Consider the following 15,116-nt stretch of genomic DNA (forward strand, 5'->3'; position numbering starts at 1 on the left):
CTATCTACCGGTAGTCAGCAGCACTGAGTAGTCCGGAGGTTCCGTGGGCAGGCAGATGACGGAGATGCTCAAGGGCACGCTGGAGGGCATCGTCCTCGCGATCCTCTCCAGGCGTCCCGCGTACGGCTACGAGATCACGGCGTGGCTGCGTGATCAGGGCTTCTCCGACATCGCCGAGGGCACCGTCTACGCCCTGCTGGTCAGGGTCGAACAGAAGCGCCTTGTCGACGTGGAAAAGGTCCCGTCCGAGAAGGGGCCCCCGCGCAAGGTGTACTCCCTCAACGCACAGGGCCAGGAGTACCTCGCAGAGTTCTGGAGGACCTGGGGCTTCCTCACCGAACGACTCGAACAGCTCCACAAGAGAGGCGAATGACCATGTTCGACACGGAAAGCGGCGGCCTCATCTCGAAGGTGATCGGCCCCAAGCGGCGTTGGCGGGCGTACAAGGCGCGCGTGAAACAGCTTCCCCCGGCGTACCGCACGGCGGTCGACGCGATCGAGCGGTACCTGATGCACTTTGGGCCGTTGGACGGTGACAGCGCGGCTTCGCTGTTCGAGGACGTCGCCGACCTCTTCGAGCGGGCCGCGGCGGACGGAACACCGATCCGCGAGATCGTCGGAGAGAACCCGGCCGAGTTCGTGGAGGCGTTGATCGACAACTACGAGAGGGGCGGGTACGTGGCCCGGGAGCAGAACCGGCTGTCCCGCGCCATCGAACTCGCCGCCGGGGAAGACACCGGAAAGCTGGGGAGGTCCCGATGACGGCACAACCGGTCCCGGCGATCCGCGTGCAAGGGTTGAAGAAGTCGTACCAGCAGCTACCCGTGCTGCGTGGCGTGGACTTCGACGTGGCGCGGGGCAGCATCTTCGCCCTGCTCGGCTCGAACGGGGCGGGCAAGACGACGGTCGTGAAGATCCTGTCCACGCTGCTCGCGCCGGACGCGGGGACGGCTAACGTCGCCGGCTTCGACGTCGCCACGCAGGCGACGGGCGTACGGCGCTCCGTCAGTCTCACCGGACAGTTCGCGGCCGTCGACGAGATCCTCACCGGGCGGGAGAACCTGGTGCTGGTCGCCCGGTTGCGACACCTCAAGAATCCGGGCAGGACGGCGGATGACCTGCTCGATCGCTTCTCGCTGACCGACGCGGGCGCGAGGAGGGTCTCGACGTATTCGGGTGGCATGCGCCGCCGCCTCGACATCGCGATGAGCCTGATCGGGAATCCGCCGGTGATCTTCCTCGACGAGCCGACCACCGGGCTCGATCCCCAGGCGCGCATCGACGTGTGGCAGGCCGTCAAGAAACTCGCCGAGCAGGGCACGACGGTGCTGCTCACCACGCAGTATCTGGACGAGGCCGAGCAGCTCGCCGACCGGATCGCGATCCTTCACGAGGGTCGGATCATCGTGAACGGCACCCTGGCCGAACTCCGGCAGATGCTCCCGCCCGCCAAGGTCGAATACGTCGAGAAGCAGCCGACCCTCGAAGAGGTCTTCCTCGCCATCGTCGGTGCCGACGGTAGGGCCGGCGACGAGGCAAGGCCCACCGTCGACACGGACCAGTGAGGAACAACGATGACCAAGCACCACTTCGGCGACACCGCAGTCCTGCTGGGGCGGTCCCTGCGCCACATCACCCGCAGCCTGGACACCATCATCACGACCACGATCATGCCGATCGCGTTCCTGCTGCTGTTCGTCTACGTGTTCGGCGGCGCGATCGACACCGAGTCTGATTCGTACGTGAACTACCTGCTGCCCGGCATTCTGCTCATCACGATCGCGTCCGGCATCTCCTACACCGCGTTCCGGCTCTTCCTCGACATGCAGAGCGGCATCTTCGAACGGTTCCAGTCCATGCCGATCGCGCGGTCGTCCGTGCTGTGGGCGCACGTGCTGACCTCGCTGGTCGCCAATCTGATCTCGCTCGTGGTCGTCGTCGCCGTCGCCCTGCTCATGGGCTTCCGCTCGGGGGCGGGCGTGCTGGCCTGGCTCGCGGTCGCCGGCATCCTGATCCTGCTCACCCTCGCGCTGACGTGGATCGCTGTCATCCCCGGCCTCACCGCGAAGTCGGCGGACGGTGCGAGCGCGTTCTCCTACCCGCTCATCTTCCTGCCCTTCATCAGCTCGGCCTTCGTGCCCACCGACACCATGCCCGGCCCGGTGCGCGCCTTCGCCGAGAACCAACCCGTGACGTCGATCGTCAACGCGATGCGTGACCTGTTCACACAGCAGCCGGTCGGCACCGACATCTGGGCCGCCGTCGCCTGGTGCCTCGGCATCCTCCTCGTGGCGTACGTCCTCGCCATGAGGACCTACCGCCGCAGGATCTCCTAGTCACTCCGTCCGACCGAAGCCCGGCGACGAGGTGACGACCGGGCTTTCGGCGTACCACTCGAACGCCGCCGGAGTGGGCTGCCGGCGGCGCTGCCGCGGTGCCGGACCGGCCGGCGCGACCGTGCGAGCTACCGGCGGCTCCATTGCTGGTTCGTCTGGCCGGTGCAGGTCCAGAGGACGAGTTTCGTGCCGTTGCTCGTGCCGAGGTTGTACGGGTCCAGGCAGAGGCCGGACTGCACTCCGGTGATGGTGCCGTTGGCGTTGACGTTCCACTGCTGGTTCGTCCCGCCGTGGCAGTCGTAGATGGTGACCTGGGTGCCCGGCGAGGTGCCGTAGCCCGCGGCGTCGAGGCACTTGTTGCCGTAGACGGTCAGCGTCTTGCTGGACGTGTACGTCCACTGCTGGTTAGTGCCACCGTGGCAGTCCCACAGCTGCACCTGGACACCGTTGGTGGTGGAGTAACCGGGGACGTCGACGCACCGGCCGGACGAGGCCCCCACGATCGCGGTGGTCTGTCCGTTACCGCTGCCCGGGTTGCCGATGCTGCCGGGTACCGACTGCAACGCGCTGTACCAGCGGGCGGCCATCTTGTCGTAGCCGCCGGACGTGGGGTGGATGCCGTCGATCAGGTCGGCGGTGGTGAGGGCGCTGTGCATGTCGACCAGGTGCACCCGCTTGCCGGCGTTCACCTTGCTCTGCACGATGCCGGGGATCGCCGCGTTGAAGGTGCGCACGGCCGCTGCCTGGTTGCTGTTGGAGAGCGGGATGATCTGCGCGACGAACACCTGCGCGGTGGGAACGGTGTTGGTGATTCGGTCGATCAGGGTGGAGAGCCGATTCGGCGCGGTGCTCACGTTGTAGTTCTGAAGGATGTCGTTGGTACCGATGTGCAGCAGGACGGTCTGCGGCCGTTGGGTGTTCAGCCAGCCGACGATGTTCGCGTCGATCTGGTCGATGCGCCAGCCGGGATGTCCCTGGTGGTCGTGGTCACCCAGGCTGGCCGGCCCGTTGAACTGCGACCCGACGAAGTCCACGGTGTACCGGCCGTTGGCGAGGCGCTGCCAGAGCCCGATGCGGTACCCGCCCGGCACCTGGGTGCCCTCGGTGATGGAGTCGCCGAGCGGCATCACCCGTACCCCGCCGTTGGACTCCGCGTTGGCCGGACCGGGCGATGTTGCCACCCCGGCGACCACGACACCGAGCGCGGCGATCGCCGCGAGCCATCGTGCCCTCATTCGCATGGATTCCTCCCATTGGATTGATGAAGTTGGCCGCGCCGGCTCGACGGAGAACGCTCACTCGAAGCCGCCGCCACCGTCGCAGGACGGTGGGTAATTTGTCACCCTTCCGTGCCGGCGGCCGGCGCAGGTCGGGTTTCCCGCCACTCAAAATCTGTGGCTGGTCACGGGCTGGTGCAGGTCGGCCGCGGGATGGTTGGCGCTCCGGTGCCGAGGAAGCCGAAACTCGTCGAGGTGGCCGGGGCGAGCGAGCCGTTGTAGGAGACGTTGCGTACGGTCGCGGTCGAGCCGCTGGTGCTCAGGGTGCCGTTCCAGACTTGGCTGATGCTCTGGCCGTTGCTCAGGTCCCAGCGGACGGTCCACCCGTTGATGGCGGCCCTGCCGGCGGTCACCGTGACCTCCCCCTGGAAGCCGCCGGACCACGAGTTGACGGTGCGGTAGGTCGCGGTGCAGGCGGCGCCGCTGGTCGGTGATGGCGTCGGGGGCGTCGGCGGGGGCGGGGTGATGGTGGGCGGCGCGGTCGGCCCACCCGGTGGCACCAAGGGGCAGGTGGCGCTGTACCGCGAAACGCCCGTGCTGTCCGCCAGCGGGCAGAGGAACTGGGTGTAGCGCGTGTCGTTGTCCAGGAAGATCTTGAGCCAGGGGATCAGGATCCGCATCTCGGTGGGGTTCGGCCTGGTGAAGGAGAGGTGGTCGTTGCCGGCCAACTCCGCCCAGGCATGTTCCACGGTGGCGGGCAGCGTGTTGTAGATGCCCTGCACGTAGGAGGGCGTGACCGTGCCATCGTTCTGCCCCGAAATGAGCATGGTGGGGACCTGGGTGGTGGACATGTTCAAGCTGTTCCCGGGGGCGCCGGGCGCGAGGCCGACCGCAGACTTCAGCGACGGCCGCCGGAGGGCCGCCATGAGGGTCCCGGCCCCGCCTGCGGAGTGGCCCATGACGCCCAGCCGGTTGGCATCGACCCGGTGACGCACCGGGCTGGACTGGGTTAGGTAGTCCAGCGCCGCGAGTAGCTGGGTGGCGCGGGCGTCGGCACCATCGGTACGGCTGTTGGTCTCGATCCCGAGCACCACGAATCCGAAGGACGCCAGCCAGGGACCCATCCAGGCTTCCTCGTCGGCGAACAGGGCGGAATAGCCGGGGACGATTGCCACCGCACCCCAGGTGCCCAGGCTGGTGTCGGTCGGGTAGTAGACGTACCCGCCGTTGAAGCCGTTGCCCGCCGGCACGGTCGCCTGCGCCGTGGCGAACGGTCCCCGGGTGGCGGCCACGCTGGCCAGGGTCGGATCCGGACCCCGCTGGTACGGGTTGTCCGCAGCCGCCGCCTCGTACTGCGTCGTGATCGACATCGCCAGGCCGAGGATCACCGCGAGCCCGGCCGCCAACCACTTGACGATGCCCGGCCGGGGCACGGGCGGCGTACGGTCCCCGGTTCCCGATGTCGGAAGCGCGTCTGCTGGCAGCGTCACTTCTGGCTCCCCCTTCGATCAGGCAAGGCCCGTACGCGGTGGTGGGAGGTGCCTGTCCAGGCCCGTCCATGACTGTTTCCTGGGACGGGTCCGGACCGGAGCCCGGCCGACGTGTCGAGCGACATGATGAATGTTATCGATCACATTACGCCCGTGTATCAACCTCGGTCAATTGGTTGCGATCGTCCCGCCCAGCCCGCCCCCCGGCCTTCGCTTCGGACCCGTTCGACCCGAGCACGGCCCTTCGCCGTACCAGATCTCGGTGTCGAAGGGCGCGCAGGCCGGTCTGGTCAGGCGGGATCGGCCGAGAAGGGCCGCGCCCTGGAATCGGCCCGTCGATACAGGTGCATCTGCAGCAGAATCCAGCCCAGCGAGATGAGGCCGAGGACCACGTACGCGAGCTGGCTTGCGAAGGTGTCCCAGCAGGCGTGCAACGCCACCGCGGCGATGAACGTCAACGCGAACAGGATGACTCGACGCACGCTTGGAGCGGCGGCGAACGCGAATAGCGCGCCTGCGGTCAGCCCGGTCCAGGACAGGTGGGCGGCGGGGGCGGTCAGCCCCCGTACGAGCAGCGTCTGCTCGACATCGCCGAGGTTGCCCTGCGATTGGACAAGGGCGGTGAAGGCGTAGCCCATGGTTTCCAGGGCGGCGAACCCGGCGCCGCTGGCGACTCCGACGACCAGGCCGTTGCTGGCCGAGCGGTGCGGCCACCAGAGCAGCAGAATCAACACGGGGACGACCAACTTGGCGGTCTCCTCGATAAGCCCGACGAACAGCATCGGCAGGACGCCCAGGTTGCGCAGGGTGTCGTACTCGAGCCAGCCGGCGGCGACCACTCCGATGATGCCGCCGAAGAACGCCGCCGCTCCGATCACCGACCCGGGCACCTGCCAGTCGCCCGAGCGCCCCTGCGCGAACGTCAGGAACGCAGCAGGGGCGATCGAGGAGCCGAGCATGATGAGCGCCGGGATGAAGTTGATGTTCTGGGTGTCGATCAGCGTCGCCAGCACCAGCATGTACAGGGCAACGCCGAGTACGAGGACAGCTACCCACGCCCACCGGCGTCCGAACTTGGCCATGTCGAGATTATTCCAAGGTCAGGGCCGAGGTCCCTCCGTTCACCGCCGGTCGGGTGGTGGGCAACTGCTGGCAGGTCGGGCCGAGTACGTGCGTGGTGGGGGCACACGATGGAACGTGACGAACGACCTCAGCAGCCGAGCCGCTTGGTGGAAAGAGCGATGTCGTCGATCCAGAGGTCGAACTCGCCCGGCGTGGTGCCGCCCTGGTAGAGCTGCCAGCCGACCTTCACCGTGTTGACTGCCGGCAGGATGAAGGGAACGTCGTTACCGCCGTGTTCGGTCGTGGAGGCGGTCAGTTCCGGGTTCGCCACGCCGTCGATCCACACCGCGACGCGGTTGTCCGCCGGGTCGAGTTTCCACTCGAAGCACTGCCAGGTGTCCTCGGTGACCGGGGCGGACTCCCGCCAGTTGGTCCAGTCGCCAGTCGGGCCACCGTCGGCACCCACACCCCAGAAGATCCCGGGGACCGTGGGCGCGTACTGGCCGCCGACCGGACGGACGACCTCCGAACTGCCCGTGCCGGTCGCCTCGACCAGCGTGAAGTGCGCCCAGTCGGGGGCGGTGGGGAAGGCGTCGACGCGCAGACGCATCCGGCCGTAGAAGAGGTTGCCCGGCGCGGCGAAGTCGTCGACCCGCAGGAAGGCGCGTCCGTTGTCGACCGTGTGGATGTGCAGCACCTGGTTGCCGTGGCGAGCGCGCTCGACGGTCAGCGTGCCGTTTCGCGTGTCGACGCCCCAGTCCAACGTGCTGGGACCCCCAAGAGGCAGCCGCTCGAAGTCTTCGCAGAAGAGCAGGCCATTGGTGCACGAGCGCTGCGGGGCACCCGACGCACCGGCCGGGACGCTGGCGGCCGTGGTGCCGAGGATCAGGGCGGCGGTGAACACCGCGAGAAAACTGCGCATGGTCATCCTCCATGACGTTGGTCGAACGTCTCGGTTGTAGCGGGAATTCGTGGCGAGGGACACGTACGGCGGGACACCTGCCCGTCGTCGTGGAGACGGCCCCGGCGATGCGGCGCGCGCGTTCGCCCGAACGGCGCGTTGCCGGCACTGCGATGCTCCCGTGCTCCCCGTTTCCAGCGCGGTTGCCCCCGTGCTGCGGCGATGTGGGCCATTCCAACACGCCCGCACCCGTCCCGGCAACATCAACGATCATCAGCGTGGTTCCGGCCCGGCCGACCTCCCGGCGCTCCGGCGCCCCGAAAGGCGGTCGGCTCCTCCACAAAGGACCTTCATCAGTGAGACGAAGCCGACACCCTGACGCGACATCTAGTGTTGCCAACCCTCGGGTCGCGCCATATATGGTCTCTCCCGCAGCTGGTTCGGCCGCTCCAGCAGGGAGTGGCCGAGGCAAGAGGGAACCCGGTGTGAGTCCGGGACTGCCCCGCAGCGGTCAGTGGGAACGACCGCCGTCATCAAGCACTGGGCCGATCGGGCCCGGGAAGCGACGGCCAGTAGGCGACCGGCGACCCCGGTCAGGCCCGCGAGTCCGAAGACCTGCCAGCGCGCCGCATGCACCGCGTGCGGCGGTCGGAGGCCGCGCGGGACGGCCGACGCCATCAGCCAGCCGGTGACGGCTGGCACGCCGTTCGGCGACCAGTGGCGTCCTCCTGCGCGTTCGTCGACCTCGTCGACAGGCGTGAGGAGTGGACATGACGGCGAGGCAGGAGCAGACGGCGGCCCATCAGCCGGAGCAGCGTCGGCAGGTGATGCAGGTCCGCAGACGCAACGGCGACGCCGAGCCGGTGGACGTCAACAAGATTGTCAAAGCGGTCGAGCGGTGGGTCGCCGACCTGGACGAGGTGGACCCGCTGCGGGTGGCCACCAAGACGATCAGTGGTCTCTACGACGGGGCAACCACCGCCGAGTTGGACAAGCTGTCGATCCAGACGGCTGCGGAGCTGATCAGCGAGGAGCCGCAGTACTCGAAGCTGGCGGCGCGGTTGCTGGCCGCGTACGTGGACAAGGAGGTCCGCGGGCAGCAGGTGGCGAGCTTCAGCCAGTCCGTCCGGTACGCCCACGGACTGGGCCTGATCGGCGACGACACCGCCGCGTTCGTGGCCCGCAACGCCCGCAAGCTCGACGACGCCGTGGACCCGGCCGGTGACCTGCGGTTCGAGTACTTCGGGCTGCGCACCGTCGCGGACCGGTACCTGCTGCGCCAACCTGAGTCGCGGCTTGTGGTGGAGACGCCGCAGTACTGGCTGCTGCGGGTGGCCTGCGGGTTGTCCGAGACGCCGGCTGAGGCGATCGGTTTCTACCGGCTGATGTCGTCGCTGGCGTACCTGCCCAGCTCGCCGACGTTGTTCAACTCGGGCACCCGGCACACGCAGATGTCGTCGTGCTTTCTGGTCGACTCGCCACGGGACGAGCTCGACTCGATCTACGAGCGGTACCACCAGGTCGCGAAGTTGTCGAAGTTCTCCGGTGGCATCGGCATCGCCTGGTCGCGGGTACGCGGCCGGGGCGCGCTGATCCGTGGCACGAACGGCAGGTCGAACGGCATCGTGCCGTTCCTCAAGACCCTCGACGCCGGCGTGGCGGCGGTCAACCAGGGCGGCCGGCGCAAGGGGGCGGCGTGCGTCTATCTGGAGCCGTGGCACCCGGACATCGAGGAGTTCCTGGAGCTGCGGGACAACACCGGCGAAGAATCCCGGCGTACGCACAACCTGAACCTGGCCAACTGGATCCCGGACGAGTTCATGCGCCGGGTGGAGGCGGACGGCGACTGGTCGCTGATCGATCCGTCTGACGCGCCGGAGCTGCCCGACCTGTACGGCGAGGAGTTCGACGCCGCCTACCGGATCGCCGAGAAGAAGGCGATCCGGACGGTCAAGGCCCGGGACCTGTACGGGCGGATGATGCGCACCCTCGCGCAGACCGGCAACGGGTGGATGACGTTCAAGGACCCGTCGAACCGGCTGTCCAACCAGACCGGCGTGCCGGGCAACACGATCCACCTGTCGAACCTGTGTACCGAGATCCTCGAGGTGAACAGCGACACCGAGACTGCCGTGTGCAACCTCGGGTCGATCAACCTCGGCGCCCACGTCACCGTCGACGGGGTCGACTGGGTCAAGCTGCGGTCCACCGTACGCACCGCGGTGGTGTTCCTGGACCGGGTGATCGACATCAACTACTACCCGGCTACGCAGGCGGCGGCGTCGAACCCGCGCTGGCGGCCGGTCGGGCTCGGCCTGATGGGCCTGCAGGACGCCTTCTTCACCCTGCGCCTGCCCTTCGACTCGGCTGCTGCCCGGGAGCTGTCCACCCGGGTGCAGGAGGAGATCTTCCTGACCGCCCTGGAGACGTCGGCCGGCCTGTCCGAGCGGTTCGGCCCGCATCCGGCGTACGCCGAGACCCGCGCTGCCCGCGGCGAGCTGCACCCCGACCTGTGGGGTGTCGAACCCACCCAGACCGAGCGGTGGGCCGCGCTGCGCGCGACGATCGCCGCGCACGGCCTGCGCAACTCGCTGCTGGTCGCGATCGCCCCGACCGCCACGATCGCCTCGATCGCCGGCTGCTACGAGTGCATCGAGCCGCAGGTGTCCAACCTGTTCAAACGCGAGACCATGTCCGGCGAGTTCCTCCAGATCAACACGTACCTGGTCCGCGAGCTGAAGGCGCACGGGCTGTGGACGCCGCAGATTCGGGACCAGATCAAGCGCGCCGAGGGATCGGTGCAGGGCATCGACGACCTGCCCGCGGACGTACGCGAGCTGTTCCGCACCGCCTGGGAACTCCCCCAGCGGACGTTGATCGACCTCGCCGCCGCCCGCGCACCCTACATCGACCAGTCGCAGTCGCTGAACCTGTTCCTGAGCGCGCCCACCATCGGCAAGCTGTCGTCGATGTACCTGTACGCCTGGAAGTCAGGGCTGAAGACCACCTACTACCTGCGCTCGCGTCCCGCGACGCGTATCCAGCAGGCCACCGTCGCCGTCAAGCCGGTCGTCGCCGTCAGCGACACCGAGGCGCTGGCCTGCTCCCTGGAGAACCCCGAGAGCTGCGAGGCCTGCCAGTGACCACGACATCCGAACCCCGTCTCGACACCCGGCACACGCTGCTCGACCCCGGCATGGACCTGACCCTGCGGCCGATGCGCTACCCGCACTTCTTCGACCGGTTCAAGGACGCGATCAAGAACACCTGGACGGTGGAGGAGGTCGACCTGCACTCCGACCTCGCCGACCTGGCACGGCTCTCCCCCGCTGAGCGGCACCTGGTGTCCCGGCTGGTGGCGTTCTTCGCCACCGGCGACACCATCGTCGCCAACAACCTGGTGCTCAACCTCTACCAGCACGTCAACTCCCCCGAGGGTCGGCTGTACCTCTCCCGGCAACTCTTCGAGGAAGCCGTGCACGTGCAGTTCTACCTGAACCTGCTCGACACCTACGTGCCCGACGAGCGGGAACGTTTCGCAGCGTTCGCCGCTATCGAGAACATCCCGTCCATCCGGCGCAAGGCCGAGTTCTGCTTCCGTTGGATCGACTCCATCTTCGAGCTGCGCGAGCTGAAGACCCGCGAGGACCGCCGAGCGTTCCTGCTCAACCTGATCTGCTTCGCCGCGTGCATCGAGGGCCTGTTCTTCTACGGCGCCTTCGCCTACGTCTACTTCCTGCGCTCCCGGGGCCTGCTCAACGGCCTCGCCTCCGGCACCAACTGGGTGTTCCGCGACGAGTCCATGCACATGGCGTTCGCCTTCGACGTCGTGGACACCGTACGGCACGAGGAACCGGACCTGTTCGACGACGAGTTGGCCCGGCAGGTACGCGAGATGCTCGCCGAGGCGGTCGAGTGCGAGGCCCAGTTCGCCGAGGACCTTCTCGAACAGGGCGTCTCCGGGCTCTCCCTGGACGACATGCGCCAGTACCTGCAACACGTCGCCGACCGCCGGCTCGCCCAACTCGGCATCGCACCGCTCTACGGCTCGGCGAACCCCTTCGCGTTCATGGAACTCCAGGACGTGCAGGAGCTGTCGAACTTCTTCGAGCGGCGCGTGTCGGCGTACCAGGTCGGGGTCACCGGAAGCGTCACCTTCGACGACGACTTCTGACGGTGTGGATGGCCGGACCATCACCGGGGGCGGGGCTCTCATGAGAACCCCGCCCTCTGGCCCGGCCGAAGGTCCATGGCCTTGGACCCCTGTTCCCGGGCCCGCAGCCACCACCAGAAAGGTCGGCGTCGCCGGGGTTTGTCCGGTATGACCGGGGCGTCCGGCAGTGCGGACCAGACGTCAGCCCGGGCCTGCCAGTCATCGAACAGCGAACGGAACAACAGGTGGGTCTCGGCTGACCCCGTACGTCGCACGGATGCCACGACATCTCCTCCAGACAGGTTGAGGCGGGCCGGGGCGGTGGCACTAGCTGCCCCGTGAACGGTAACGTGACCGGTAACGGAAGCTTCCCGCATCGGCCTGCTCGTCGTCAACCGGAAAAGCCGGACCGGGAGCGGTCATGGTTGAGTAGGGGGCGTGGTGGAGAAGAACGGCACGGCAGGGGCGCAGGCCGGCAGACGGGTCACGCTCAGGGACGTCGCCCGGGTGGCCGGCGTTTCGCACCAGACCGTCTCGCGGGCGATCAACGGCAAGGGGGAGATCGACCCGGAGACCCAGCGCCGGGTGCTCGACGTCGCGCGGGAGCTGCGCTACCGCCCCAGCCGGTTCGGCCGCGGGCTCGTCCGGCCCGACGTGGTGACCATCGGCCTGATCGTCTCGGACGTGGTCAACCCGTTCTTCCCGGAGTTCATCGCCGGAGTGATCGAAGCGGCGGGTGGCCGGAACTGGCAGGTCGTCGTCGCCAGCACGGAGAACGACCGCCTTCGCGAGTTGACGCTGCTGAAGTCACTCGGCCAGCAGGTCGACGCGCTCGTCGGCTACCTCAGCCACACCGACGAGGAACTGGAGCCGTACGTCGCGGGCGTGCCGCTGGTCATCGTCGACCGGGGGGTGGGCTCGGCGGCGCACGCACTGGTGCAGGTGGATACCAAGGCGGGTGTCCGGGCGGGTCTGGAGCACCTGATCGAGCGGGGGCACCGGCGCATCGGCATGATCGACTGCGTCTCCACCTGCGATCCGATGGTACGGCGCCAGACGTTCCTCGACGTCGCCCACGCCCATCGACTGCCGGTCGACGAGGGACGGATCGTCCTCGGTGAGCAGTCGATAGCCGGCGGCGGCGACGCATTCGAAATGCTACGCACCGCACACCCCGATGTGACCGCCGTGCTCGCCTTCAACGACCTGGTCGCGATCGGCGCGTTCCAGGCGGCCCGCCGGCTCGGCGTCACCGTGCCGGCGGAGTGCGCGCTGGTCGGTTTCGACGGTTTGAGCATCGGAGAACTGATCGATCCGCCACTTACCACGATTCACCTCGACAAGCGGCGGCTCGGCGAACTCGCCGTACACCAGGTAGACCAGCTCCTGGCCGGCGAACTGCCACCACCGGCGCTGCTCAGCCCTCACCTGGTGGTACGTGGCACGACCTGACCTGGCCGCCCGAGCTGTCTGCCGGCCGCCTGGTTGCGGCGTGTCTTGACAATTCGGTCCGGCGGGCGCAACGTGGGAGCGCTTCCATCGAAGTTCCTGGACTCGTTCGCGGGAGGCCGTCGATGTTCCTTCTCAGATCCATCACGTTCGCTGTGGTTGCCACGCTCGCGGCGCTGAGTGTCGCGGTCGTGGCGCCAAGCGCTCAGGCCGCCACGTCTGACACCACCCCGCCAACGGCACCCACCGACCTGACCTGGTCGGCGACGTGTGCCGGGGTGGTGACCTTCAACTGGAGCGCCGCCACCGACAACGTCGGCGTCACCGGCTACGAGGTGTTCCGGGAAGTGAGCAGCGGCGAGTTCGCGTTAGCCGGCACCACCACCACGACCACGTTCATCGAACCCCGTATAGCCGGTCTGCGTTATCAGGTGCGGGCCCGGGACGCCGCCGGCAACACCTCGCCGTTCACCGCGCCGGTCATCCCGGTGCCGCCACCGTGCCCAGCGCCGGACACCGATGCGCCATCCACCCCCGGCAACCCGACCGCGATCGTCACCTGCGGTGCGGCCCTGCTGGGCTGGACCGCGTCCACGGACAACGTCGGTGTCACCGGATACGAGGTCTGGAGCGCGCCTGGCACCAGCGGCGGAGCGTTCGCGCACGTCGCCACCGTGACGACGACATCGTTCATCGCGAACGGCCCGGGCATCTTCCGCTTCCAGGTGCGGGCCCGCGACGCGGCCGGCAACAGGTCACCGTTCACCCCGCCGATCAACGTAGTCGTCCCGGCCTGCCCGAACGAGACCCAGCCGCCCACCATGCCAGGCGCCCCCACCGCGTCCGGCACGACCACGACACAGACCACCCTGACCTGGGCTCCGTCCACCGACAACTTCGCCGTCACCAGGTACGAAATCTACCGGGCGCCCGGCCCAGCCGGCGGGACCTTCACCCAGGTCGGCACGTCAACCACCACGACGTTCACCGACACCGGCCTGGCTCCAGCCACCACCTACCGCTACCAGGTCCAGGCCCGCGATCACGCCGGCAACACCTCCCCGTTCTCCGCCGCGGTCACCGTCACCACCCCCGGCGGTGCGGGCGGTTGCCAGGCCACGTCGACCCTGCAAACCGGCTGGAACACCGGCTACATCCTGCAGCCCAACACCGTCACCAACACCGACAGGACCACCCTCAACAGCTGGACCGTCACCATTACCCTGCCACCCGGACACACCGTGACCGGCTACTGGAACGCCGCAGTCACGGTATCGGGCCAGACCGTGACCGCCCGCGGGATCACCGGCCAGAACGCCGCGATCGCGCCCGGAGCCTTCACCTCATGGGGAATGCAGGTCAGCCGGCCCAACGGCGACACCGCGATCCCGACCACCGCGACCTGCACAAGCAGCCGGTGAGATTCGTGTGCTAGACAAACCCGACGATCCCCGGCTCCCGTGGGCCATGAGCACCGGCCTCAACGGATGATCCATGAGCCCACGACCGGCCCGTTACGCTGCCCCCCGTGCAGAGTACGACCAAGCGGCGGCTGAGCCCCGATGCGCTCGACACGATGCTGCGCGCGGCGATGGGCGTGGGATGCCACGTCGAGGCCGAACTGTGTGACGGCTGGTTCAACACGGCGTACCGGATCCGCCTCGACGACGGACGCGGCGCCGTCGTCAAGCTCGCACCACCTCGGCAGGCGCCGGTGCTGCGGTACGAACGGGGGATCCTGGCCACCGAGGCCCTCGTGTATCGGCTGGCGTCCGCGGTCCCCGACATCCCGCTGCCCGAGCTGCTCCACGCCGATGAGGAGTTCCTCGTGCTGTCGGCGCTCAGCGGCGCGCCGTGGGACAAGGCACGCGACCACCTGCCGGCCGAGGCCACGCCGGTGTTGCTACGCGAACTCGGCCACATCACCGCTCGCCTCCACACCATAGTCTCGCCGGACGAGCAGTTCGGATACCCGGCGCCCGAATCCGCGCTTACCGGGGGCACGTGGCGCGAAGCGTTCACCGCGATGGTGACCGCCGTTCTCGTCGACGCGCAGCACTGGCGCTCCCCGCTCGGCATGACCCCAGACGAGGTGCTGGCGCTGGTCGACACGCACGCTCATGTGCTGGACGACGTGGACACACCCACACTTGTCCACTTTGATCTGTGGCCCGGCAACATCTTCGTCACCGGCGACGGCGAGCCCCGCATCACCGGCCTGATCGACCACGAGCGTGCGTTCTGGGGAGACGCGGCAGCCGAACTCGTATCCCTGGAATTCTGCGGCCCGATCGACGCCCACAGCGAGCTCGTCGCCGGATACCGCGAGGCGGGCGGGCGGCTCGACTTCGACGAGTCACTGATCCGCCGACTCGCGCTGTACCGCCTGTACCTCGGCTTGATCCTGGTCATCGAATGCGGACCACGCGGCTACGGCCCCGAGCACCTCGCCTTCTGCCAGGACATGCTCGCCAACTGGGCCACCGCACTGCGCGACCTGTAGTGGGG

At 68.3% G+C, this 15,116-nt stretch carries 13 protein-coding genes and 1 riboswitch; of the genes, 9 read left to right on the forward strand and 4 right to left on the reverse strand.

Annotated features, from left to right (window positions below):
* The first annotated feature begins 43 nt into the window (after nt 1-43).
* The 4 genes from MCAG_RS13240 to MCAG_RS13255 are packed head-to-tail and all read left to right on the forward strand — an operon-like array spanning nt 44 to nt 2,336.
* Nucleotides 44-373, forward strand: coding sequence for a PadR family transcriptional regulator (locus MCAG_RS13240; RefSeq protein WP_007073480.1), 330 nt, complete (start codon nt 44-46; stop codon nt 371-373).
* Nucleotides 374-375: 2 nt separating this feature from the next.
* Nucleotides 376-762, forward strand: coding sequence for a DUF1048 domain-containing protein (locus MCAG_RS13245; RefSeq protein WP_132399350.1), 387 nt, complete (start codon nt 376-378; stop codon nt 760-762).
* Entirely contained in the window at nt 759-1,565 is an 807-nt protein-coding gene (locus tag MCAG_RS13250; protein WP_007073482.1) for an ABC transporter ATP-binding protein, read from the forward strand. Before MCAG_RS13245 ends, MCAG_RS13250 begins: the two co-directional genes overlap by 4 nt.
* A 9-nt stretch (nt 1,566-1,574) precedes the next feature.
* Nucleotides 1,575-2,336 (forward strand): ABC transporter permease, encoded by a 762-nt coding sequence (locus MCAG_RS13255; RefSeq protein ID WP_007073483.1) that lies wholly within the window; start codon nt 1,575-1,577, stop codon nt 2,334-2,336.
* Between the two features lie 128 nt (nt 2,337-2,464).
* Here MCAG_RS13255 and MCAG_RS13260 read toward each other — a convergent pair whose 3' ends face one another.
* From MCAG_RS13260 to MCAG_RS13275, 4 genes are all read right to left on the reverse strand, one after another.
* On the reverse strand, nt 2,465-3,577 hold the full coding sequence (locus MCAG_RS13260; protein WP_036373327.1) for a ricin-type beta-trefoil lectin domain protein: 1,113 nt from the start codon (nt 3,575-3,577) through the stop codon (nt 2,465-2,467).
* A 161-nt stretch (nt 3,578-3,738) separates the two neighbouring features.
* Complete coding sequence (locus tag MCAG_RS13265) at nt 3,739-5,043, reverse strand: cellulose binding domain-containing protein (RefSeq protein WP_232290149.1); 1,305 nt, start codon at nt 5,041-5,043, stop codon at nt 3,739-3,741.
* A gap of 290 nt (nt 5,044-5,333) precedes the next feature.
* Nucleotides 5,334-6,125: a PrsW family intramembrane metalloprotease gene (locus MCAG_RS13270; RefSeq protein ID WP_007073486.1), complete on the reverse strand. Its 792-nt coding sequence runs from the start codon at nt 6,123-6,125 to the stop codon at nt 5,334-5,336.
* Between the two features lie 128 nt (nt 6,126-6,253).
* Nucleotides 6,254-7,027 (reverse strand): hypothetical protein, encoded by a 774-nt coding sequence (locus MCAG_RS13275; RefSeq protein WP_157548026.1) that lies wholly within the window; start codon nt 7,025-7,027, stop codon nt 6,254-6,256.
* Nucleotides 7,028-7,425: 398 nt separating this feature from the next.
* A riboswitch (cobalamin riboswitch) is annotated at nt 7,426-7,644 on the forward strand.
* A 132-nt stretch (nt 7,645-7,776) separates the two neighbouring features.
* Here MCAG_RS13275 and MCAG_RS13280 point away from each other — a divergent pair.
* The 5 genes from MCAG_RS13280 to MCAG_RS13300 all read left to right on the forward strand — a co-directional run bounded on the left by MCAG_RS13280 (nt 7,777) and on the right by MCAG_RS13300 (nt 15,111).
* Entirely contained in the window at nt 7,777-10,149 is a 2,373-nt protein-coding gene (locus MCAG_RS13280; protein ID WP_036373328.1) for a ribonucleoside-diphosphate reductase subunit alpha, read from the forward strand.
* Between the two features lie 53 nt (nt 10,150-10,202).
* Nucleotides 10,203-11,180 carry a ribonucleotide-diphosphate reductase subunit beta gene (locus tag MCAG_RS13285; RefSeq protein WP_232290384.1) on the forward strand — a complete coding sequence of 326 codons (978 nt, stop codon included), beginning with the start codon at nt 10,203-10,205 and terminating at the stop codon, nt 11,178-11,180.
* Between the two features lie 417 nt (nt 11,181-11,597).
* Nucleotides 11,598-12,611: a LacI family DNA-binding transcriptional regulator gene (locus MCAG_RS13290; RefSeq protein ID WP_007073490.1), complete on the forward strand. Its 1,014-nt coding sequence runs from the start codon at nt 11,598-11,600 to the stop codon at nt 12,609-12,611.
* Nucleotides 12,612-12,733: 122 nt separating this feature from the next.
* Complete coding sequence (locus tag MCAG_RS29670; RefSeq protein ID WP_083802260.1) at nt 12,734-14,029, forward strand: cellulose binding domain-containing protein; 1,296 nt, start codon at nt 12,734-12,736, stop codon at nt 14,027-14,029.
* 107 nt (nt 14,030-14,136) lie between these two features.
* A complete protein-coding gene (locus MCAG_RS13300; RefSeq protein ID WP_036373329.1) occupies nt 14,137-15,111 on the forward strand; it encodes a phosphotransferase family protein in 975 nt (324 codons plus the stop codon).
* Nucleotides 15,112-15,116 lie beyond the last annotated feature (5 nt).

It is taken from the genome of Micromonospora sp. ATCC 39149 (assembly GCF_000158815.1).
In the GTDB taxonomy this organism is placed as follows: Bacteria; Actinomycetota; Actinomycetes; order Mycobacteriales; family Micromonosporaceae; genus Micromonospora.

Bases quoted from the DNA above. Each gene is read 5' to 3' on its own strand.
- MCAG_RS13245 (WP_132399350.1), top strand. From the start codon at position 376: ATGTTCGACACGGAAAGCGGCGGCCTCATCTCGAAGGTGATCGGCCCC.
- MCAG_RS13250 (WP_007073482.1), top strand. From the start codon at position 759: ATGACGGCACAACCGGTCCCGGCGATCCGCGTGCAAGGGTTGAAGAAG.
- MCAG_RS13255 (WP_007073483.1), top strand. From the start codon at position 1,575: ATGACCAAGCACCACTTCGGCGACACCGCAGTCCTGCTGGGGCGGTCC.
- MCAG_RS13260 (WP_036373327.1), bottom strand. From the start codon at position 3,577: ATGCGAATGAGGGCACGATGGCTCGCGGCGATCGCCGCGCTCGGTGTC.
- MCAG_RS13270 (WP_007073486.1), bottom strand. From the start codon at position 6,125: ATGGCCAAGTTCGGACGCCGGTGGGCGTGGGTAGCTGTCCTCGTACTC.
- MCAG_RS13275 (WP_157548026.1), bottom strand. From the start codon at position 7,027: ATGCGCAGTTTTCTCGCGGTGTTCACCGCCGCCCTGATCCTCGGCACC.
- MCAG_RS13280 (WP_036373328.1), top strand. From the start codon at position 7,777: ATGACGGCGAGGCAGGAGCAGACGGCGGCCCATCAGCCGGAGCAGCGT.
- MCAG_RS13285 (WP_232290384.1), top strand. From the start codon at position 10,203: ATGGACCTGACCCTGCGGCCGATGCGCTACCCGCACTTCTTCGACCGG.
- MCAG_RS29670 (WP_083802260.1), top strand. From the start codon at position 12,734: ATGTTCCTTCTCAGATCCATCACGTTCGCTGTGGTTGCCACGCTCGCG.